General features: G+C 39.7%; 16 protein-coding genes. All 16 read left to right on the forward strand.

What is annotated here, in order from left to right; translation table 11 throughout:
• The first annotated feature begins 15 nt into the window (after positions 1-15).
• Complete coding sequence (locus D6853_RS10275; RefSeq protein ID WP_120657931.1) at positions 16-990, forward strand: hypothetical protein; 975 nt, start codon at positions 16-18, stop codon at positions 988-990.
• Positions 991-1,327: 337 nt separating this feature from the next.
• Positions 1,328-2,206, forward strand: coding sequence for a hypothetical protein (locus tag D6853_RS10280; RefSeq protein WP_120657932.1), 879 nt, complete (start codon positions 1,328-1,330; stop codon positions 2,204-2,206).
• Positions 2,207-2,277: 71 nt separating this feature from the next.
• A complete protein-coding gene (locus D6853_RS15315) occupies positions 2,278-2,451 on the forward strand; it encodes a hypothetical protein (protein ID WP_158588730.1) in 174 nt (57 codons plus the stop codon).
• Positions 2,452-2,497: 46 nt separating this feature from the next.
• Positions 2,498-4,132, forward strand: a complete 1,635-nt coding sequence (locus tag D6853_RS10285; protein WP_120657933.1) for a hypothetical protein — start codon at positions 2,498-2,500, stop codon at positions 4,130-4,132.
• A gap of 17 nt (positions 4,133-4,149) precedes the next feature.
• Positions 4,150-4,434 carry a hypothetical protein gene (locus D6853_RS10290; RefSeq protein ID WP_120657934.1) on the forward strand — a complete coding sequence of 95 codons (285 nt, stop codon included), beginning with the start codon at positions 4,150-4,152 and terminating at the stop codon, positions 4,432-4,434.
• 5 nt (positions 4,435-4,439) lie between these two features.
• Positions 4,440-5,303: a WG repeat-containing protein gene (locus D6853_RS10295; protein ID WP_120657935.1), complete on the forward strand. Its 864-nt coding sequence runs from the start codon at positions 4,440-4,442 to the stop codon at positions 5,301-5,303.
• A gap of 105 nt (positions 5,304-5,408) precedes the next feature.
• Positions 5,409-7,049, forward strand: coding sequence for a zinc ribbon domain-containing protein (locus tag D6853_RS10300; protein WP_147367748.1), 1,641 nt, complete (start codon positions 5,409-5,411; stop codon positions 7,047-7,049).
• Positions 7,050-7,060: 11 nt separating this feature from the next.
• Positions 7,061-10,174: a toll/interleukin-1 receptor domain-containing protein gene (locus tag D6853_RS10305; RefSeq protein ID WP_120657937.1), complete on the forward strand. Its 3,114-nt coding sequence runs from the start codon at positions 7,061-7,063 to the stop codon at positions 10,172-10,174.
• 24 nt (positions 10,175-10,198) lie between these two features.
• The gene (locus D6853_RS10310; RefSeq protein WP_120657938.1) at positions 10,199-13,327 is read left to right on the forward strand and encodes a TIR domain-containing protein; all 3,129 of its coding nucleotides are present in this window, start codon (positions 10,199-10,201) and stop codon (positions 13,325-13,327) included.
• A 57-nt stretch (positions 13,328-13,384) separates the two neighbouring features.
• Positions 13,385-15,115 (forward strand): DUF6709 family protein, encoded by a 1,731-nt coding sequence (locus tag D6853_RS10315; protein WP_120657939.1) that lies wholly within the window; start codon positions 13,385-13,387, stop codon positions 15,113-15,115.
• A gap of 147 nt (positions 15,116-15,262) precedes the next feature.
• Entirely contained in the window at positions 15,263-16,558 is a 1,296-nt protein-coding gene (locus tag D6853_RS10320; protein ID WP_120657940.1) for an ATP-binding protein, read from the forward strand.
• A gap of 66 nt (positions 16,559-16,624) precedes the next feature.
• Entirely contained in the window at positions 16,625-17,443 is an 819-nt protein-coding gene (locus D6853_RS10325; protein WP_120657941.1) for a PP2C family protein-serine/threonine phosphatase, read from the forward strand.
• Between the two features lie 9 nt (positions 17,444-17,452).
• Complete coding sequence (locus tag D6853_RS10330; RefSeq protein ID WP_120657942.1) at positions 17,453-19,138, forward strand: serine/threonine protein kinase; 1,686 nt, start codon at positions 17,453-17,455, stop codon at positions 19,136-19,138.
• Positions 19,139-19,175: 37 nt separating this feature from the next.
• Positions 19,176-19,652 (forward strand): hypothetical protein, encoded by a 477-nt coding sequence (locus D6853_RS10335; RefSeq protein WP_120657943.1) that lies wholly within the window; start codon positions 19,176-19,178, stop codon positions 19,650-19,652.
• Positions 19,639-21,525, forward strand: coding sequence for an excinuclease ABC subunit UvrC (gene uvrC / locus D6853_RS10340; protein WP_120657944.1), 1,887 nt, complete (start codon positions 19,639-19,641; stop codon positions 21,523-21,525). The genes D6853_RS10335 and uvrC overlap by 14 nt, the downstream gene beginning before the upstream one ends.
• 32 nt (positions 21,526-21,557) lie before the next feature.
• Positions 21,558-23,378, forward strand: a complete 1,821-nt coding sequence (locus D6853_RS10345) for a hypothetical protein (protein WP_120657945.1) — start codon at positions 21,558-21,560, stop codon at positions 23,376-23,378.
• Positions 23,379-23,399: the final 21 nt, after the last annotated feature.

Below are 23,399 nucleotides of genomic sequence, written 5' to 3' on the forward strand. Positions count from 1 at the left end.
GCTTAAGGAGAGAAGATGAAAAAGAAAACGATTAAAGTTATAGCGGTAGCGTTGTTAACAGTAATTGCTTTATCGGGTTGTGCTACACAGGTGGAGAACGAAACTGCTACAGAAAAAACAATTGAAGCGGCCATAGAAGAATCTAACGAAGAATCTTCTGTTAATGTGAGTAATACGGATACAACTAAAGACAATACTTCAGAAACAGATTCTTCTGTAGAACAAGTGGCTTTATCCGATTATGATGCTGCAGATCTGATGAGTGGAGAAGCGCTCTCAGAAGAAGAATTAAATGACTTGCAAGCGTTTATGAATAAAGCAGAAAATTATGGATATACAGTATTGCAATATAAAACTCCCAAAGACATAGATAATGAAGAATTATCCAAATATGAAACGTATTCAAAAGAAGAGATAACTTGTATAAAAGGGGTTAAAAAAGATAATCTGGTGCAAGTTGTGATAGAGTTTGTTGATTCTACCAAATACAACAGACGTATAACGTTATTAGCAACTAATGATTTAGATAATCCATATCAGTTCTATTCTAATCGCCAGCTCTGGGAAGAGAAGGCGGACAAGATTATTGAAGCAACGGATTACGATACAAATGAAAAGATCACTTGCGGTGTAATTACTGATTACGGTGAGTGGGGGCCGGAAATTGATGAGATAGAAGACAATGCAGTTAAAAATTACATTGTGCTTGAACCACCGATTGGCGACACTTTACAATGCAAAGAAGTAAAAGAAATAGCATTTTGCGATATAAATAGCGATGGAATAAAAGACATGATCGTTATTCTGGTATATGGCGATGAAACCATTGCAGTATTGTGTGGTGGAGGCCAAGATAAAAACGGAGATTTTGTGTATTACGAATGGAAATATGGTTTTACATCTTGGCTTAGTTCTAATGTTAGCGAAATCACAGCGGATAATGTAATTAGCTATATTAAGGATCATCAAGATGAGATGAAGAAAATTTAAAGGAGATATAGGAGTAATTTGATTTGGATAAGGGATCAATTTTGCTGGTGAGCTTTGATGAGGAGTATGTTACAAGTGTTGAAGGATATCTGTCAAAAAAACTATCAGAATCTTTTAAGCTTGAATTTATTACTCGAATCGAATATCTATCTGAGTATGTGAGAGTTAGATAGTATTATTAGGGGAGGATACAAGATTGATCAAAACACAGATTGTGATGAATTATTTGATGATTTAGAAGAAATCAACAAAGCTTATATCGACGTGAGCCCGGCAAGACATTCGGTACAACAGGATACTTTGAAAATATTTAGAATTTGGAGCGGAGAGAAACCGTATGATGAATAAATTTGAATATAGAAAGAAGATAGTGTTACTGGTTTTGGCGTGTACTTTTATGCTTTTGGCCGGGTGCGCCAAGCTCAATAAAGCCGGAATCAATTCGAATGACCATGTAACTGTTACGGTTAACGAGGAAACTCAAATAGATATAACAGGTAAAGCTCAGAATATTATAAGGGATGTTTATGATGATGGCGGTTCTATTTATGATTATATGCTAGGACATTTATATAGAGTAGACGATTCAGAAACAATATATATGGATAGCAACCCTTTTTTTGAAAAGGCTTCATATACAATATGCCTTCGACCGGAAAAAATACCGGATGAAGATATGTCAAAGATAGGCTATTTGGATTTTTATTTTCAGACAGAGGAATATAATTGCAAAGCCGTATCACTCTTTGAAGGTTGGGATGGGACTATCTCGAAACTAAACGACTATTTAGATGATGATAACAGCATATGTCTTGAGGATGGAAAAGGTGGAAGGGATTGCAGAATTGCGGCGTTTAAGGATGGTGAAATTGTACCGATTGAGACAATAAGTGAAGATTATGACAAAATTGCAGAAGAGATAGCACAGAAGGGATCGTTAGTTGATTATTTAAAGGCAGAAAATAAAACATATGGTAGAAATGATTCCGGAAGCTGTGTTCCTACAAGTTATACTCTCTACAGAGATGTAAATAAACAACCAATAGAATTCTACGCGTTATATTGCGCATTGCTTGATTGGGGAAGTGAGTATGTTGAAGGAAAGATTAATAACTTTGGGCTGATAATTTGGACCCCCAAAGAGGAATATGTAGATATTGTGGTTGCTTGCCCAATAGATAGTTATGAGGCGTTAATAAAAGCGGAGATGAGATAAGGGTTCATTTTTGATTTATAAACTATTAAAAGTCAAAACAATACATTATTTATAAATAGGAAAGGAGAAATATGGCACAAGATAGAAGCGCAGATATTGCGAGATTAGAGCGAGACATAGGTCGATTGGAAGATGCAGAGAATAAAGCCGGTGAGATGTTACAAGAGAATGTTATCCTGCTAGAAGATTTGGGAGATTTTCGATTTTTCAAGATCATACGAATATCCGGAAATCAGTGGAAATGATCAAAATATTATTTTACAGCGAGCAATTAGAAGCGAACTTCATGAAATGGGGCTTACAGACGAGGAAATTAAAAACGCGACGACTAAGAGCTCATTAACGTTAGAAGAGCTTGCATGCGTATGTGAAGGAATGATCGCGGAAGATAAAGTATATAAAAATGATGGAGCTGAAATAGCGCTGTTTAAAGCTGTGATTAATGGTAATGCTAAAGATGCCTATAATAAATATGGCGACAAGCTCGATGATGGTGAAACAAAGTGTTGGTACGGAGTATCAAAATACATCATGGGAACAGTAACGCTACAAAAAAATGAAAATGGAAAAGAATACCTTTGTGGCAATGTTGATGAATTTAAAGATCAGATAAATGCAGCACTTGGAAGTGATAAACCAAGAGCAATCATGAGCGCACTAAATTTAGGATCGAGTATGGTGGCATTAGATAGCAATTACTTGGCGGCAGTTACAGCGGATGATTGCGAGTGTTATAGCCCGGTATATAGAGAATATAAGAAAAATATGATTATAAATGATACATTTACATTTCTGTCATGCCGGCTAGATGATGAAGCATATGGAGTGGTGGATGATATATATAAAGACAGAGAGAATGTTGTTACCAATGTAACATATGATGATGGTCTTGTGTTAACTGTTGAATCTACAGAATATAGTTTTGGTGATGAGGTAGATCGCAAAACATATGAAATGACTGTAAAATATAAATGTGGACCTGGAGATGTTTCCAATGCTATTGCGGATGAACATTTTCAGGACGCTGTAACTGCGGCAGAAGCAGAGCAAAGGAATCTTTTGGGAAAGATTACAAAAGATGGATTTATGATTGGTGGTGCAGTTGCAGGAGGTTTATTAGCTGAAAATCCTGAAGCAGGAACCGCGGTTGTATCATATGCATATGATGCTGCCGAAGCTATTCATGACCAAAGTATTAGTGGAGATAAATACAAAGAATATATTGATAAATCAGTAAAGAAGCTTATAGATATAGATTATAAGTATGCGTCTGATGGAACTGAAAAAATGACAGGAGATGCTAAAAAAGAATATTATTCTCAAGCGTCAGAAGCGTTGTATGATACATATAAATATTTTTCATATACAGGATTGGAAGATGCCCAAAATGAGCAAGCGGATTATTATAAAGTTAAATATACGGGATCTGTTGGCTGTTGCTATATAGATGAGGCGTGTGATCCGAAAAAAGATGGAACACTCTCATATAGTTCTCTACATACTGGTTTTGTTGCGCCTGAGTATCTGTCATCATTTACGGAACTAAAAGAGAATTCGCATGTAGCATATACCAATCCAAATGGACAAGAGCATACTACTGAAGCGCATGGCTTAGCGAAGAACTGGTCTCCTGAATTTACAGAAAAGATGCTGGAAGTAATGAATCCTGACAATCCATCATCAAACGATGATTATAGATTACCTAGTCAAGAAGTCTATAATGAATATAAGGGAATACTTACAGGAGGATATGATATTACAAAGGTCGAAAATTTTGAAGATCTCGACGAGTCGCTAGAACAGATACAAGATACATATGATTATGTCGTTAATCTTCCGGAGGTGCAAGAAGCGGGATATGCACCTAAGGGCGATGGTCATAATGGCGATATTAGATACTTATGGGGAGAACAAGCAGATTTTTAATTTAAGGAAGGGTGATTATGTATTCGAATTATAAGAGCATAGTGTTTAGGATACTGTTATGTTTTTTTCTTTTATGTATGACTGTTGGTTGTAGAAAAGAAAAAAATGCGTATGGATATTATTATATTAATGAGTCAGACGAAATAGTAAGTCCTTTTTATGATTATGATTATGATATACCGTCTCCTTTTTATGATAAGAATATAGCCAGAATTGAAAAAAAAGAAAATGCCTTAGATGAAGAACGTGATGTATATTTTATAGATCGTGAGTTTAATATTATAGGTGACAGTTTTTTTTAAAAAACATGATTGAAACCGGAGTATATGAAGGTAAGCCGGTATTTATTTCCGGAACAGAAAAAGGAATAGATATATTAGATGAGAATATGAGCATTATATCATCTATTCCATATGAGATGGAAGGTGTCGAGCAAATTGAGAGCATTATATCACCGCCTGGAAACAATGGATTATTGGCACTTAAGGATTCCGAAACCGGTAAATGGGGATATGTTTCGATAGAAGGAAAACTAATGATTGATTATTCATATCAAGTGGCGCAAATTTTTACTGTTGATGGGATTGCAATTGTTAAAGCGGAGAATGGATTGTATGGTGCAATAGATGAAAAGGGCGAATATGTAATTGAACCCCAATACAATTGCATGACTAATTTTAGTAATGGAAGATCATTTGCTCAGATCAGTAAAGGTGGCGAAGGAATTCTTATAGATCTAGAAGGTAATAAATTATCAGATAATAAGTTTTGCTTTTCATCATTCCCGGATGTTGTGGATATTTACATTGATGGACTCGCTTGTGTACAAGATTATAATACAAAACTATATGGATACATTGATGATTATGGAGATTATGTTATTGAGCCCCAATTTATAAAAGCGAATGACTTTGTAAATGGATATGCGACTGTCACAGGAAGCAACGGATTGAGAGGAATTATAAACGACAAGGGCGAAGAAGTGGTTCCATGTCAATATGAGGATATGACATTCTTATCTGAAGATGGTGTTGTTAAAATTAGAAAAGACGGATTGGATGGCTATTATTCTATAGATAAAGGATGGATTATTGAACCAAAGTACAAGGACGCGACCGGCTTTTTCAATGGATATGCAATAATCAAAGTTAATGAGACGATAAAACAATAAACAAAATAATAATTGCACCTAACGTGTTATAACGAGGAGAAAAAACAAATCTGAAGATATAACCTATGGAAATAAAGCTTGCAGAACCAAGATAGGATATAAATTATGAAATGCAGCAGTTGTGGCTATGAAGTAAATGAGAATACACGCCATTGTCCCATGTGTGGCAATCCTATCTATTTACAGGAGAAAGTGCCTGTAAAAAAAGAATCCGTAACCAGTGAACCAAATAAAAATGTCGATAAGGATATTCCCGGTTTTAAGTTACCCAAGATAATGATAGATAAGAAAAGGGCAGTTTTTCTTGGACTATCTTTATTGGCATTTTTTGTATTAATTATCGGGGTTAAGTTTACCGTCTCTTTATTTGATGGTCATAGGAACTTTCAGAGTCTTTTTTCATCAAGTGATAATGATGATTATGTGGAATATACCGGAGATACCATCCTTGAAGAGGGCGGCGTTTTCTATAACAGCGCAGGAGCTGTAAATGATGATTACAAGGACAATATAATAAATATTTCTTTTGACAAGTTTTCTTCCGAAGGAGTTTTCACTGATCGGGAAGAAGAACTCTATTATATAAAAAGCGATCTGTCGGTTGAGCAGATAGGACATGCGGTTGATCTGGGCATGAATTTTAATGGCGGGTATGCATATTATATAAACGGAAAATTCGAGCTGAAAGTCATAGACTTAAGCACTATGGAAGAGTGTGGATTTAGCTGCGAAGATACCGTAAAAGAAGCCGTTCTTTCGCCAAACGGAAAGTACATATGTTATAGGAAAAGAGGCCTGAATCAAAATGATATTTGTGCAGAGGTAATTGTCAGTTCGATAGATGGCAAAGAGGTGTCAAGCTGCCAATATGAAGAATTATATTCGGATCAATATGATATCTTAAGCGTAAGTAACGACGGAACAACCGTTTTTTTGTTGAACTCAATTGGTGATGTATCTTGCGTGTACAAGGGGGAAATGCAGTCTTTATTTTCAGATCTTAAACCGGCGCTGTTCCTCAACAGTGATATGGATAAACTCTTGACACTGGGAGCATCGGGAGCAGTATGTTACTATTCTCCCGAATCCCAAAATAATTCTGTTTTAACATATGGGGATGAAGGCGGCATCTACCTGAAAAGCTATCATATATTTGACAAGGCTTATGTATTTGACGACAACAGTTTTGAGGGATGTGTAGTAGCAGAGGATGGCAAGCATTATTGGCTTGATAAGGATTTAAATAAAGTTCCGCTTGCATATGATGCGGTAACTAAGAGTGTTCCGATAAGCGGAAGAGACGGGAGTTATAAATTTGTATTTCATGACGGAGAGAATGTCCACTTGGCAACTTTCGAAAATGGAGTGGCTTCGGATAAGAAGATTCTTTACGGAATGAATAGAATAAAAAATATTTACGCCGACGGTGACTTATCAAATATATGGTCAGTCAATGAGGCTAATGAGATATATCATGTAACGGATGAAAAAGCCGATTTGGTATATCAGCAGGATTCCGACTTGGATCTGTCTGCGGCGTATGATCTGTATACCGATAAGTTGTATTTTGTCAAAGGACGAAAGACACTGTTTTCGATTGATTCCGATGAGAATATTAAAACTATAACCGACGAATGTACCGAAGTAAAACCGATTGATGAGTTTTATAAATATGTGACGTACACTGACTTTGATATATCGGATTATAGTATTATTTTTGATAACTATGTAAAGAAAGAGTATTGAAAAGGGGATTTATGAGCACACATTACAATGCATTTATTTCATACAAACACGCCGAGCTGGATAATAAGATTGCAGCTATGGTTGAGCGCGGCCTTGAACACTATCATATTCCGCGCAAGATACAAAAAAAGACCGGCATTAAAAGGATAGAGAGAATCTTTAGGGATACAGACGAACTCCCTATTACAAGTGACCTTAGCGGAACTATCGCAGAGGCTCTTGAAAACGCCGATTATCTTATAGTTATATGCTCAACAAATACTTGCAAATCCATGTGGGTAGAAAGAGAGATAAAACTCTTTTTGCAGAACCATACTCAGGATCAGATCCTTACTGTGCTTGCAGACGGAGAGCCTGTTGACGTCGTGCCTGAAATACTGAAAAACAAAGAGGTTATCAGGGTTAATGATCTTGGAATAGAAGAGACGGTAACTATTCCCGTTGAACCGCTTTCCTGTGATTTCAGACTTCCAAAGAGAGAAGCTTTTAATACTGAGCTTCCGCGGCTTGCGGCAGCTCTAGTAGGTTGCGGATATAACGAGCTTATGGACAGACAGCGCCAGTACAAGATGAAAAGACTGACCGCTGTTTTTGCAGGAGTAATGGCTATTGCTCTCGGATTTGCCGGATATATGTTTTACAGCAGAAATCAGATAAATGAAAGTTACCGTGCATCTCTTATCAGTCAGTCCAAGTACCTTGCCAATGAATCTGAGAGGCTTCTTAAAAATCAGGACAGGATTGATGCACTTCATTTGGCACTTAATGCACTTCCGAATGAAGAAATGCCCGACAGACCAGTTACAATTGAGGCAGTAAGAGCACTTACACGTGCCACATTGGCATATAAACCAGGTGATTCATCGAACATTGGCTCCTTATGGAATTATGAACTTCCAAATAGTATTTCCAAGATGGGCTTGTCATCTCAGGCTGATCATTTTATAGCTATAGATTATAAGGGTAACGTTAAGATCTGGGATACAGCTACTCATGATGAATTATACAGCTTTTATCCAAAAGACAAAAATCATGTTCCTTCTGAGTATGTGTTTATTGAGGAGGAAAAAGCAATCATCTTGGGATCCAAGATGATACGTTGCATTAGCCTTGAAGATGGTTCTGTGGAATGGGAAAACGATAGTTTTGAAGACGAGTCTATATCAGTTAAACCGATTGTGCTAACTAAAGAAGGGAATATTCTGGTATTGGCTGGAGGCTCGTTACGTGTTTATTCAACAGAGGATGGAAATGAAGTTGAAAGATATGCTATTTCGCAAGAAGTATTGGATATGCTTTTAGCTGCTAATTATATTGATAATATCAAATTTTCCCCGGATTACAGTAAGATTGCTTATACATACACGACTAAAGAAGACAAGGCGGGATTAGCCGTTTTTGATATTTCGACGGGTAATACCATCTATAAAACTACTGAGTATAATTCTGTTAAAGGACTTAGTTACCCTAAAGACGGTCAGTTGTTTTTTGCAGGCGATACAATAGACATTACAGATATCAATGATTCAAGCTATAGTGTTCTCAATATGCACGCAATCACAGAATACAGTGTAAATGTTTTTTGCTTTGATCCGGACGATCTTTCCGAAAAATGGGAAAACGAACTGACTTGTGATGGTATTTATTATGATTCTCATTTTATTTACATCCCGGATACAGATTACATTTATTTTTTCATGGCAAATGTCTGTGACTGTTATGATTTGAATTCCGGAGAGCGTATACATCATTATAGCGCCGATACTCCGTTGATATTTGGATACTTTGCCAAGGATAATCCAAATTTTATTACCCATAACGGCGGAATTGCAATGACAAGTGATTTCGGTGATAAAGATGTTTTTCAGATAATAGATTACTTTTCGGATAATTTAACCAAAGCGGCTGTAGGGAAAGGCGTTTATACAGTAGAAAATAACAGTAATCGTGTTGTCTACTACGGAGTCGGAGTTTGCGATAAGGAGTGGACTTCTTATGAGAACTCGCCACAAGTAGATAGTTTGTATAATTCGTATCTTGATGATAATGCTGCGGCTGTTATCTATGATAAAGATGAAGAAGTTTACCTTGATGTATTTGACCCGAATTCCAAAGCGTTTGTGAAAAGTATTGTTTTTCCGGAAGAAGGGGACACAAAATTTGATTATTCGATAAGAGGATCCTATCAAGATAAATTGCTTATTATCTATACGCCAAGTGGAATAGTTAAAGAGCTTATATTGTATAGTGTTGATTGTAAGACAGGAGAATATACCAGAAATAAAATTGGAAAGGATAACCCTCCGGATACAATACCTAAACTTGAAAACGGGAAGTTTGTTTTTGTTGATAGAGATTCACTGCTCTATTTTATCCGAATATACGATATAGCTAAAGATAAGTATACTAATTACAGATTCCCTACCGATGATTATAATAATGTCACTGAACTTTTTTATTTCGAAAAGCAAGGATATATCTATGCTTCGGGGAATCAGGATTTTATAGTTGACATTAATGAGAATGAGACGTATCCGGTTGATAACAAAGAAGACTGGGATAGAACCTGGGGCGTATCAATGAATGAAGATGGTTCATTGATAGCGATAAGTAATAAAAAAGATATAGTTATAAAAGATATTAAAGGGAAAGATATTGCAGAGATTCCTTGTCTTGATGTCGGAACACAAAGACCTTTTTTTTATAAAGAAAAAGGAAGTAACAAAGAACTACTTATTGTTCCCTTTGTGGATGGAAGCCTTTGCAGATACGATGCATTAACTGGTGAACTTATAGGAAAGACAGGGATATCAACAGATGGTACTCCTGATTTAAAAAGTACGGTAACCATTGATCGTGAGAATTCCTGTATATATCTTTGTAGCAGAACGATCACCAATATTATCGACATGGATAGCTATCTTGAGCTGGCATATATAACTGGATCATTAGGATATCATAAGCCTACAGACACATTTGTGTGTATCTATAAGGACGATGAACATATTGATCATCTCGGCTACTTCCGACGCTACACTTTAGACGATCTTATAAAGAAAGCCAAAGATCTTCTTATGGACCACGAGATGCCGCAGGAGCAGAAGGACGCTTACGGAATAGGATAAAAAGTAATTAGGGAAAATGATTAGATGAGCACACATTACAATGCATTTATTTCATACAAGCATGCAGAGCTGGATAACAAGATTGCAGCTATGGTTGAGCGCGGCCTTGAGCACTATCACATTCCGCACAAGATCCAAAAGAAGACCGGTATTAAAAGGATAGAGAGAATTTTCAGGGATACCGATGAGCTCCCGATCACAAGTGACCTAAGCGGAACTATCGCCGAGGCTCTTGAAAACGCCGATTATCTTATAGTTATATGTTCTACCAACACCTGCAAATCCATGTGGGTAGAAAGAGAAATAAAACTCTTTTTACAAAACCATACTCAGGACCAGATCCTTACTGTGCTTGCAGACGGAGAGCCTGCTGATGTTGTGCCTAAAATTTTGCAGAGCAGAGAAGTTACAAGAGTAACTGAACAGGGAGTGGAAGAGACTGTAACAGAGCCGGTCGAACCGCTTTCATGTGATTTCAGGATTCCGAAAAGAGAAGCGAAGAACGTAGAGTTACCGCGTCTTGTAGCTACACTTATAGGAAGCTCATATAACGAGCTTATGGACAGACAGCGTCAGTATAAGATGAAAAGACTGACTGCTGTTTTTGCAGGTGTATTGGCAATTGCTCTCGGATTTGCCGGATATATGTTCTACAGCAAGAATCAGATAAATGAAAGCTATCGTGCTTCTCTTATAAGCCAGTCCAAGTACCTTGCAAATGAGGCACAGAAACTTATGGACCAAGATGACAGAATGGATGCGCTTCATCTGGCTATTTATGCCCTTCCGAATGAAGAGATGCCGGACAGACCGGTTACCGATGAGGCTGTTAAAGCGATAACTGACGCTACAATGGCGTATATACCGATAGCTTCAGCAAATATTGCTCCGGTTTGGAATTATGAAATGCCTAATACTATAAATACGATGGATGTCAGCGTTGAAGAAAAACTCTTTGTAGCTTTGGACATTAAAGGTATTATCAAGATATGGGATGCAAAGACTCATGAAGAATTGTGCTGTTTTGTTCCGGATGACAGCAATTCGGTTCCCGAAAATTTTAAAATTCTTTCGAACAGAAAAGTACTTATAATAGGAGCTCATTTTATAAAGTGTATTAATCCCGATGATGATAGCATTATATGGGAAAAAGAATATAAGGATATATTTACCTCAAGAAATGTCAATGTAAGATCAGACGGAAATCTTTTGATATCTTTAAGCGACGGAACATTTTACATCATTTCTCAAGCTGACGGATCAGAGATTGCAGAGTATAAACTCCCGGCGGAGATAACAGAATCTGTTGGTGGTTCGGTGGGTATTGGGAATGTTTCTTTGTCGCCTGACAATAACAAGATTGCTTTTACCTTTACCAATCATGATCTAAATTGTTCGATTGGAATATATGATATAACAACAAACAAGGCAATCCAAAAAGACACCGGAATACAGTCATTATATATACATTCAGTTCTTTTGCCGACAGATAATGAATTTCTTTTGGTCTACACTACAGAAGAAATCACTTCAATGAATACCGGTTATTCTAATATGAAAGTTTTTTCTACCGATAGGGATATTGTTCAATGTTTTGATACGAACAATCTGTCTGTAAAGTGGGAAAATGATTTTTTATATGATGTTTTTTCATCCGATAGAGAATTAATATATACCCCGGCTAGCAATGCGGTGTCTTATTACTCCGGTAACGTATGCGATACTTATGACTTGGTGTCCGGAGAAAAACTGCATCACTATGCTATAGATTGTCCGATAATATACGGGTATGCAGAAAAAGATGATCCGAATCCGAGTTTTATAACTTCAAACGGCGGCAGCGCGACAATAGAACCTACAATGCAGAATAAAGGTGATACGGTCGTAGTTATGAAGTATTTTGCAGATAATATTAGAAAAGCTACACCCGGTCGTGGTATATATGTGTCAAAAAGTGGAAGCAGCCGCATTATTTATTATGCTTCACTTACAAGTGATAATGAGTGGACTGCTTATGAAAAATCTCCTGAGATAGCCAGCCTTTACAAAGCCTTTCTTGATAATAATGTGGCGGCTACGGTTTTGAAGAATGAAGAAGAAACCGTTTTGGATATATTTGATCCAAATACTATGGCTTATAAGACAAGGGCAACTTTACCGATCAATAAAGACGACTCCGGTCATCTTTCGATATTGGGGAGTCATGAGGGGAAAATCCTGGTAACCAATTCTCTCACGGGATTGTTTTCTGATCTGACTTTATATAGTGTTGACTGTAATACAGGAGAGTATACAGAACAAAAACTAAATGACCACACATTTTATGATGTGGCTCAGCCTAAATATGATAACGGAAAGATTGTATTTATTGATCGTGATAATTCCGACTATTTTGCTATAGTATATGATGTCTCAACAGGGAAAAGAGACAGGTACCACATTCCGTTAGAAAAATCAGCTTCAATCAAGAATCTGTTTTATTTTGAAAAGCAAGGATATATCTACGTATCCGGAACAAAGGATTATATTATAGACATAGACGAAAACGAAATATATCCTTTAGAATATCATGACGGATGGGGTGAAACTCAATATGTTTCCATGAATGAGGACGGGACGTTACTTGCGTCCTATGATAAAAAAGATATTGTTATAAGCGATATAAAAGGAAAAGAAGTATCAGCTATTCCGTCCCTTGATGCGGGAATGTTTAAGCCTGCTTTTTATAAAGATAAAAAAAGCGAAACCGAGCTTTTACTTGTACCGTTCTTTGACGGTAAACTGTGTAGATATAATGCATTAACGGGGGAGATTGTAGGACAATCAGATTATGCGGGATACGATGCAACAAGAAATGATTGTGAATATACTTTTGATAGTGATCGTTCTTGCATGTATTTGTATATGCCCGGAAACTCGGCAACAAGCATAATAGATGTGGATAGCTTTATAGAACTTGGATGCGTGAGATCTTCCATGGGTTATCATGAACCAACCGATACTTTCCCGTGTATATCCAAGGACAAAGAATATAAATACCACCTCGGCTACTTCCGCCATTACACCTTAGATGACCTTATCAAAAAAGCAGAAGATCTCTTGCAAGATCACGAGATGCCGCAGGAGCAGAAGGACGCTTACGGAATAGGATAAAAGATAAAAAATATGTATGAATAGAATATAGAAAAAATATAGCCATGGAGAAAATGTATGTTTAAAAGAAATTTAGTGTTCTTTATCGCGCTGATTGTTTTTATCGGTGCGATAGCGCTCTCGGTACCGAACTGGGGTGAGGTACGGGATGTAGCGACGGGGAATTATCGAGATCTGAATGAATACCTTGCGGAGAGCGGTGACGGCTTACTGCCTGATAAATATGTCACCGTTACGATCAATTCCAATATCGGATGCTTCGCAAGCCGCGACGCTAACGAAGATAATGAGGCAGAGTACTTCTATGTTGCCTGGCTTGACGATAATTCTTTTATCCCGGTAAAGGTTAAAGACGACGCGTATGATCTGATGGAAAAGATGTCAGAAAAAACCTGGGATTATGTCGACGGCAAGATCAGCGAGGATGAATATGACGCGGAGCCGTATACATTTATAGCTTCGATCAACGAGATGGAAGATGACGCTGCGAGGTTCTATCGCTCGTACATCGCGGAATGCGGAATTGATGAAAGCACGCACGTTGTTAGGTATCAGGAACTTAGAAGAGCGTATCCAAGCGTTCCTATAGTGATCATCGACAGGTTCCTGTTCCATATACTTGCTGCGATTGTCGCGCTCCTCGTGATGATCGGCTTCGGCAAGAGGATGATGTTGCAGCGTAAGAGTATGAGCTCTTTTGAGTCTTCGGTTCAGGAGTATAATCCGGCCGACAAAGTTAAAAGACTGCCGGTGGTTTCTGCGAAGCAGGCCGTTATGAGAATAGCGAATCCTGTATTTGCCAATTATCATAAGGGTAATAAGAAAACTCTTTTGATTTGCCTGATAATAATATTCCTCGGAGTCTTTATTCCCGCGGATTTGTATGCGTACAGCAAGTTTTATAAGCCCGGCGGAGACGCAGGCGTTGTCTATGATATGGACAATCCGGAAGAATTTGCCAAGGCAAAGAATAAATCCGTCGGAGAACTTAAGACTGAGTATCTTCCGGTTATAGTCCGTTCTACAGGCAGTTCAACCGGAGACTACATTGTATACGGAGAAAGTACCGGCTACATCGCCGAGCTTGATGACGGCGAGTATTCCAAAGCGTTAAAAGATATAAGGGAAAAAGGATTCACGATTCTTCACGGATACTATTCGAAAGCCTCGGATGAGACGGCTAAATATGCGATAGAGTATATCAACGATTACTTTGGCGAGAACTATGCCGAGAGTGAGTTTAACAATGTTTTCGGAAATCACAGTCTTGTGGTTGAGGAAAGCTACAAAGGCGGCGGAGTAACCGAAAGTACAGTAAAGACTATAACGGTAATAACGCTGATCGTTGCGGCGCTTGCGCTCATCGTACTTATAGGAACGATTATCTCCGTCAAGGATTTCAAGAAGGAGCTTAGTTATTTCACGGACGCCGAATATTTCGTTATAGAGTCGGAACTTGCATCTCCTCAGACTTACAAAGGCTCAGATAGTATTTATTGCACCGACAGACACATCGTCGCGCTCGGCGGCAAGAGGATGATCATACCATATTCCGATATCCTCTGGGCTTATCTTAAGATCAATTACACGAACGGCACGGAGACGAACTATGAGATAGTTGTTCTCGATAAGGAAAAAGGTGCATATAACCTGCCCGCATTTAAGCGCGGTAACGAAAACAAGCAGATAATCGGAAACATTCTGGAAAAAATAAAGACTAAGAACCCGAACGCCCGAATTGGCTACACTCAGGAGAATATTCGGGCCGCCGCGAAGGTTACGGTTTGAATTATTTTTCTCCGACCGAAAACCTCACAAACCTCCGATTCAAAAGCTCACATTTCTCCGACCAAAAGCCTTCCAAACCTCCGATTCAAAATTGATTTTTTCTCCGATTTGAGATAAAATATTCAGGAAAGACAAGGAGAAAACGGGATGAGAGAAAAGCCATACATAGAAAGATTATTTGATGGAATAGTGGAATTTACTTTGAAGAGTAAGGGTGCAATGGTCATTGTTGGACCAAAGTGGTGCGGCAAATCAACTACAGCCAACAGATACGCTAAGACAGTTATAGATTTGATGCCGCTGGAATCAAGGAATGAATTCATTGAACTTGCAAAGATATCTCCGTCAAATTTTTTGAACTATGGTCCTAAACCAATACTGATCGATGAGTGGCAGCATGTGTCTTTTATATGGGATCAAGTGAAGTACGAAGTCGATAAGACCGGTGAGTTTGGTCAATATATCTTGACCGGAAGTGTTACCGACAAGACCAGATCTGAGCTTGATGAAGATAGTAGTAGGCATACGGGGAATGGCAGGATCATACGTAAGATGATGAGGACACTATCCCTATATGAAACAGGTGACAGTAATGGAACAGTCTCATTGCTAGATCTTAAAAACGGTAAGTTTACTCAGTCAATGTCCCAAAAAGATATAAATGATTATGCATATTTTATCTGCAGAGGAGGTTGGCCAGTTGCAATAGGAAAAGATAGAGATATTTCCTTGGCGCAGGCAAGAGATTATTATGAAGTGGTTGTAACGGATGATATTTTCTCTCTTAAAGATATACCGTTAAAAAAAGATGAGCAAAAAGCCAGAAAACTGATGCGCTCATACGCCAGAAATGTTTCTATAGCGGCTACAGACGCTACACTTCGTGATGATTGCGCCGGAGGTGATGAGACATTTGATAAAGATGTTTTTGCAAAATATTTAAATGCGCTCAGAAACCTATATGTTATAGAAGAACTTCCTGCTTGGAATCCGAATCTGAGGAGCAGAACTGCAATACGAACGAAGGAAACGAGGCATTTCACAGATCCATCAATTGGAGCAGCGGCGCTGGGAATAACTCCGGAAGGGATTTTCAAGGACATAACAACATTCGGCTTGTTGTTTGAATCATTGGTGGTACATGATCTTAGAGTATATGCAGATACAATAGGGGCGCGTGTCTATAAGTATCGAGATGCCAAAAGAAGAGAGGCTGATGCGGTAATTCAATTTGCCGATGGAACATGGGCTTTGATAGAAGTAAAGTTAGGTGGACAAGATGATATAGAGCAGGCAGCACAAAATCTTATAAAGATAGCAGACGACATAGACTGGAAGAAGTCAGGGAAACCGGCATTTCTTATGGTTGTCACTAAAAATAAAGTGGCGTACCGAATGGAAAACGGAGTATACGTAGTGCCGTTATGCTGCTTAAAGAATTGATAGTAATAATGAAGTTATATATAATATAATCCAATAGCGTAAGCTAATATATATCTAGGTGACAACATGGAATTTAATGTAAGCTTTTGCACTGATAAGGGCCTTGTAAAAGAGGTCAATCAGGATGCCATAATGGTTAAGGTGGCAGGAACAACACAATACGGAAAGGTTCTGATGGCGGTTTTGTGCGACGGAATGGGCGGCTTGTCTCAGGGAGAAGTCGCAAGCGCAGACCTGGTTGCGGCATTCGCGACATGGTTTGAAAAAGGTTTGCCGGCAGCGCTGTCGGGAAAGAACAAGACAGAAAGGCTTGATGAGGACAATCAGAGCATTGAGGCTGATGTCCGGGCGGAGATCCAATATCAGTGGATTGAGCTTATTAACGACGTCAACAAAAAGCTCGGTGCGTTCGGAAGAGCGAACGGAGCCAAGCTTGGAACAACCGTTGTTGCGATTCTTTTTATCGGCGGAGAATTTATCGCCGTCAACGTCGGCGACTCCAGAATATATATGTTAAAAGACAAAGTGAAAACGCAGATCACTCACGACCAGAGCGTCGTCCAAAGTCTTATCGACAAGGGTGTCATGAATCGTGAAGAAGCAGAAGAGAGCCCTCAGAGAAGTGTCCTTTTGCAGTGCGTCGGTGCGTCCGAAAACGTAAAGCCACAATTTATTTTTGGAAGCATAGAGAAGAACACATCAGTAATACTGTGCTCTGACGGCTTTTGGAGGAAATTGTCCGAAGAAGAATTTACAGATGGACTTGACAATTTGCCCGATGTAACAGAAGATGATATGCAAAAGAAACTTGACGGGATTTTGGAACTTATTAAATCAAAAGGCGAGAAAGATAACATTTCCGCCATACACATATATGTGAAGTAGGAAACAGCTATGTTAGAGATAGGAAGTATTGTCGGAGGCAAGTATAAAGTACTTAACGTAATAGGCCAAGGCGGAATGAGCACAGTTTATCTTGCCATGAATGAGCGCGCCAACAAGCAGTGGGCGATCAAAGAGGTCAGGGAAGATGCCGTGACCAATTTCCAGCTTGTCAAGCAGAGCCTTATAACAGAGACTGAGCTCTTGAAGACTCTGTCTCATCCATACCTTCCGAGCATCGTCGACGTTATCGAAGAGGATGGTCGTTTCCTTATTGTTATGGATTATATAGAAGGTAATACTCTCGAAAGAGCGCTCGATTATCTCGGACCTCAGCCTCAGGAGTACGTAATTGAGTGGGGAATCCAGCTTTGCGACGTTCTTGAGTACCTTCATACAAGAGAACCCGCTATCATATACAGAGATCTCAAGCCTTCCAATATCATGCTTCGTCCCAACGGAACGATCACGCTTATCGATTTTGGAACGGCTCGTGAATATAAAGAAGAAAATACAGGTGACACATCATACCTCGGAACCCGTGATTATGCGGCTCCCGAGCAGTTCGGCGGAATGGGACAGACAGATGCAAGAACTGATATTTACTGTCTTGGCGCGACTATGTATCACCTTGTTACGGGACACAGCCCAAGTGAACCGCCCTATGAGTTCAAGCCTATCAGAGATTGGAATCCGTCTCTTTCACCCGGACTTGAGCACATCATAGAGAAGTGCGTTCAGAGCAATCCCGAGGATAGATATAACTCCTGCGCGGAAGTTATGTACGACCTGCAGAATTACCTTGAGCTTGATAAGGGTTATAGAAAAGAAGCTAAGCTTAGCGTTACTCTTTTTGCGACCGTTCTTATCATATGCTTCCTTGCCACGGTAACAGCGATAGATTCACACTCCAAAGCTAAAACTATGGAGAAGGACATATTTACAAAGATAATGGCCGATGCTAAGGCTGCCGATAATGAACTGACGGCAGCGGAGCTTTATACCCAGGCGATAATAGATCAGCCGAATAATCCGGAAGGATACCTGGAACTTCTTGATAATGTTTTCCTCAGGGACGATTCTTTGACAAAGGACGAGGACGAACTTATCAGACAGATTATGATCACTCCCGTGGAAAACTCCACAGTCGAGAAAAGACTTGCTCAGGACAAGGACGTTTATGCGGAAGTTGCTTACAGATATGGTCTTGCGTACTTCTACTATTATAATGAGACCGGAAACAAGCAGATGGCCGCCAAGTGGTTCCAGTTAGCGACCAGCCAGAGAAGGCTTCCCAAGGCACGTCAGGAAAGAGCTTCCAGACTTGGCAAGATCTCACAGTACTATGCGACCATAGGAAAAGAGTCCAAGAGCGGCGATAAGGAAGTAAGCTATATGGACTTCTGGAACGATCTCGTTGCCATTGCGGACGGCAATATTACTGAAAGTGACAATCTTGTAACCGCACTAGTTATTTATAAAGAGCTCGCGGTTCAGATATATGATAATGCCAACAAGTTTAAGTCTGACGGTGTCGGAGCTCAGGAAATGGCAGATGAACTTGATTATATTGAAAGACATATAGAAGAAGATATTGTAAAGGTTCATGAGCTTACGCAAAGTGATAAAGATCAATTGACAGAGACCAGAAATGCAATTGCTTCCGCACTTACCGTGCTTGAGAATTTGGGTAAATGATAGATGTTATCCCTATATAGGATAACGGAGGATTACTATGGATGAGATTCAATATTTTAAAACAGTTGCAAACGTATCTACCATCATAGCTGTAGTCATGTTGCTACTGGCTATACTTATGTGGTTCAAGCTTGGTATGTATCACTACATAATGGTTCTTAGCGGAAGCGGTGCAAGAAAAGGTGCGGAGAAGATCAGACGAGCAGCGCAGGAGCAGGGCGCGCAGAGTGGTGTGATCGGAGGAAAGGCCGGAGGAAAAGCCATAGTTAAGTGGGGCACTTCCGAGAGCCTGTGGAAAAAAGCCGAGAACTTTTTTGAGGGTAAGAACGAGAACTACCTTCTTTACAGTAAAGACCTCAGATACTTGGAGCAGACTATGCCCCTTGAAAGTGCTGAGGAGTATGCTACAAGGGTACTTGAAGAGATCAAGGATCCCGAGCCCGAGCCGGATAACAAGTCCGATTTCATTATCGAGCGCGAGATCATAAGCAAGTATTATAATGGCAAACTTTGATGTCAAAGAAGAACTGAAAAAACTCCCGAACAAGCCCGGGGTCTACATCATGCATGATGCTGATGACACCATCATGTATGTAGGCAAGGCGATAAACCTGCACAATCGTGTCAGGTCTTATTTTCGTTCAAATATAGGTCGCGGCCCGCAGATCGACAGGATGGTCAAACAGATCGCAAGATTCGAGTACATCGTCACTGATTCCGAACTCGAGGCGCTTGTATTGGAGAACAACTTGATAAAAGAGCACTGTCCCAGATACAACACACTCCTTAAGGACGACAAGACTTATCCTTATATTAAGGTGACGGTATCTGAGGATTATCCGAGAGTTCTTTTCTCCAGACTTATGAAAAAAGACAGATCGAGATACTTCGGTCCTTTTACAAGCGCGGCAGCAGTGAAGGATACGATCGATCTTATTAATAAACTGTACGGCCTTCGAACCTGCAACAGGAGCCTTCCGAGAGATATAGGGCTGGACAGACCGTGTCTTAATTATCATATGAAGCAGTGCTGCGGCCCCTGCATAGGTGAAGTAACCAAAGAGGAGTATAGGGAAAGAGTCGATAAGGCTCTTGAATTTCTTGGCGGAAACTACGGCGTTATTATAAAAGAGCTTGAGCAGAAGATGCATGATGCTTCGGATGAGCTTGATTTTGAGGCGGCGGCGCGCTACAGAGACCTCCTTGCAAGCGTTAAGGTTGTTGCGCAGAAGCAGAAGATGACCGACTCTTCTATGGAAGATAAAGATATAATCGCTATCGCTTCCGATGAAAAAGATGCTGTGGTTCAGGTCTTTTTTGTTCGAGACGGAAGACTTATCGGCAGAGAGCATTTCTATATGACACACGTGTCTGAAAATCCGCAGGCCGAGATCTTGCAGGATTTTGTAAAACAGTTCTACGCAGGTACGCCGTTCATCCCAAGAACGCTCATGCTTCCGGAAACCATAGAAGACATTGAGATAATAGAGAAGTGGCTCTCGACCAGGAAGGGCAGCAGGGTGTATATCACCGTTCCTGAAAGAGGTCAGAAGGAAAAGCTCATGGAGCTTGCGGCGCAGAATGCGCAGCTTGTCTTAAGTAAAGATAAAGAGCGCATCAAGCGCGAAGAAGGAAGAACAATAGGAGCGGTAAAAGAGATAGAAAAGCTCCTTGGCATAAAGGGACTTAACAGAATGGAAGCCTATGATATCTCGAATATCAGTGGCTTTGCCAACGTTGGTTCCATGGTCGTTTATGAAAAAGGTAAACCCAAAAAGAGCGACTACAGAAAGTTTAGGATAAAATCCGTCGCAGGTCCCGATGACTACGCCTGCATGCACGAGGTTCTTACAAGACGTCTTCTTCACGGAATAGAAGAAAAACAGGAGCTTGAAGTAAGAGATATCGATGCCAAATACGGAAGCTTTACCAAGTTTCCCGATCTTATACTTATGGACGGTGGTAGAGGCCAGGTCAATATCTGCCTTCAGGTTTTGGATGAGCTTGGGATCAAGATTCCCGTCTGCGGAATGGTCAAAGACGACAACCACAGAACGAGAGGCCTGTATTTCAACAATGTGGAACTTCCGATAGATACAAGATCCGAGGGCTTTAAGCTCATCACAAGGATTCAGGATGAGGCGCACAGATTCGCAATAGAATATCACAGATCTCTTCGAAGTAAATCGCAGGTCAAGAGCTCTCTTGATGATATTCCGGGCATCGGCCCTTCAAGAAGAAAAGCGCTGATGAAGCATTTCAGATCGATAGAGGATATCAAGAACGCAACTGTCGAGGAACTCTCCGCGGTTCCGGAGATTCCTGAGAATGTTGCGGTGCAGATTTATAAGTATTTCCGCGAAAAGACCGGAGAAACAGACAAGTAATTAAGATCATAAAAAGAAAGAGGATAATAAAAATGGGGAAAAACAGTACATACAGAAGTAAAAAGATCTGGGGGATAATTTCCGCGGCGGCGCTTATCATCCCCATGACCGCATGTTCGGACACATACACCGATCCGAATGAGCCGGTCAACCGTATTGACGAAGAGATCACTTACGGAGAAGATGATCTGGTGACAACACCGAGAAAGCTTCTTGAGGCTTCGGAAGAAACCATAAAGTATGCAGGACTTGTTGAGGCGTCAGGTCGCTATAGATATTCATATGATCACAGTTTTGGTGCGGGCAGCTCTTATTTGGACAACGGCATAAAAGAATCTTATGATGGCGTTATTACTTATTCCGGGCGAAGAGATGAATCAGGAAATACATCAAGCGTACTTTCCGGAAATATAGATTATCTACATGAAATTGACATGTATGATTTCCAAAGAATAACCAATTCAGATGGTACAGAACGCAAAGATGCACGGTATGATTACTATAGGCAGAGCACGGAAGCGGGAGAGGAAGAGCGCTTTGTATTCTTCGGAAGCGGTGAAATCTGTGACAAGATCGATATAGAGGGGATATTGATTCCGGATATCTCACAAGCAGTAGTCGAAGACGTTTTAGTTATTGATGATACGATCAAAATTAAAATGACCGGCGATATGCATTTCTTAACTGATGCGATCGGTGAAAAAATTACCGGTAGGAAGTTGATATCTGAAGCTTATTATGAGTTTGATGCCAACACCCGTGAATTAAAACAAGTGCGTGTTTCAGGAAGTGACAAGAACGATCAATCGCGGGTGAATACTATAGGTTCCGGCCAAAGAAACAATAACAATTCTTATACTTTTGAAGATATCGAAACAGAGATTTTTGACTTGGAATTGGTTATAGAAAATATTTCAAACACCCCATCTGAAATGATCGAGATCCCGGACACCGTCTGTGAAAACGGGAACATAAATAATCTGATCTTAAATGATGGCGAGTTTAAATTCGGCGATACGGTAAGCAGCCCTTTCAATATGGAAAGCGAAGCCTCAGAGGTTGTAGGCAATATCTGGACTGAGGTTACTACAAATATCGGGAAAGAAACCTGCAGTGTAAAAGAGATACAGAATGCTCTTGCGGAAATCGCACAAAACTATGGCTGCGACGATGTAAGAACCGGCTATGCTGCAGTAGGACAAGATGACCTTAACGGTAAGTATGACACGGGAGTTCTCTTAAAGTATGAACTGCTGGCTGAAGGAAACGTAAAATACGTGATGGTTGTCCCAGTCATATTTACAGATAACGAAGCAAGTTCTAATACGTGCATCGCCCTTGACGGAGAAGACTATGTCAAGGTTGGATACGAGGGTTCCATGGATTTTGTGCATGACTGTACGCCTGGTTGTCAGTATCATGCAAAATATATACTTATGGCAGACGGAACAGTAAAGGAAATGTACGAAGAGATAAAGCAAGGAAAGATCTCTGAGCTGGAGGATGAGACAAATCTTGCGGTTTTCCCGGAAGAAGATAGGGAAACGCTTAAATCCATGGCTGAAAGTCTTGATATAGCACAGATTGCAGGCATCATAAGATTCGGAATAAGCGAGAAAGATACCGAAGATGTAGATCCCAGCGGTATTGGCGTGAATTATGAGGAATTGGAAGATACGATCAAGTATCATTATGTGATTGATTATGATATCGGAGATAAAAAGGTCAATGAGATAAAAGAGCAGTATTCTCTTGATATTATCACTCAAAAAGAAAAGGATAACATGATCAGCAAGAAAAAACTTAATGTTGAAGAAGACGAGATCGAGTGGATGCAAATTTTCGATGAATAATATATAATTACTCAAAGATTG

The organism is Butyrivibrio sp. X503, assembly GCF_003625475.1.
Classification (GTDB): domain Bacteria; phylum Bacillota; class Clostridia; order Lachnospirales; family Lachnospiraceae; genus Butyrivibrio.

Excerpts from the sequence above, each read along its gene's own strand:
- D6853_RS10275 (WP_120657931.1), top strand. The coding sequence starts at position 16 with ATGAAAAAGAAAACGATTAAAGTTATAGCGGTAGCGTTGTTAACAGTA.
- D6853_RS10280 (WP_120657932.1), top strand. The coding sequence starts at position 1,328 with ATGATGAATAAATTTGAATATAGAAAGAAGATAGTGTTACTGGTTTTG.
- D6853_RS15315 (WP_158588730.1), top strand. The coding sequence starts at position 2,278 with ATGGCACAAGATAGAAGCGCAGATATTGCGAGATTAGAGCGAGACATA.
- D6853_RS10285 (WP_120657933.1), top strand. The coding sequence starts at position 2,498 with ATGGGGCTTACAGACGAGGAAATTAAAAACGCGACGACTAAGAGCTCA.
- D6853_RS10290 (WP_120657934.1), top strand. The coding sequence starts at position 4,150 with ATGTATTCGAATTATAAGAGCATAGTGTTTAGGATACTGTTATGTTTT.
- D6853_RS10295 (WP_120657935.1), top strand. The coding sequence starts at position 4,440 with ATGATTGAAACCGGAGTATATGAAGGTAAGCCGGTATTTATTTCCGGA.
- D6853_RS10300 (WP_147367748.1), top strand. The coding sequence starts at position 5,409 with ATGAAATGCAGCAGTTGTGGCTATGAAGTAAATGAGAATACACGCCAT.
- D6853_RS10305 (WP_120657937.1), top strand. The coding sequence starts at position 7,061 with ATGAGCACACATTACAATGCATTTATTTCATACAAACACGCCGAGCTG.
- D6853_RS10310 (WP_120657938.1), top strand. The coding sequence starts at position 10,199 with ATGAGCACACATTACAATGCATTTATTTCATACAAGCATGCAGAGCTG.
- D6853_RS10315 (WP_120657939.1), top strand. The coding sequence starts at position 13,385 with ATGTTTAAAAGAAATTTAGTGTTCTTTATCGCGCTGATTGTTTTTATC.
- D6853_RS10320 (WP_120657940.1), top strand. The coding sequence starts at position 15,263 with ATGAGAGAAAAGCCATACATAGAAAGATTATTTGATGGAATAGTGGAA.
- D6853_RS10325 (WP_120657941.1), top strand. The coding sequence starts at position 16,625 with ATGGAATTTAATGTAAGCTTTTGCACTGATAAGGGCCTTGTAAAAGAG.
- D6853_RS10330 (WP_120657942.1), top strand. The coding sequence starts at position 17,453 with ATGTTAGAGATAGGAAGTATTGTCGGAGGCAAGTATAAAGTACTTAAC.
- D6853_RS10335 (WP_120657943.1), top strand. The coding sequence starts at position 19,176 with ATGGATGAGATTCAATATTTTAAAACAGTTGCAAACGTATCTACCATC.
- uvrC (WP_120657944.1), top strand. The coding sequence starts at position 19,639 with ATGGCAAACTTTGATGTCAAAGAAGAACTGAAAAAACTCCCGAACAAG.
- D6853_RS10345 (WP_120657945.1), top strand. The coding sequence starts at position 21,558 with ATGGGGAAAAACAGTACATACAGAAGTAAAAAGATCTGGGGGATAATT.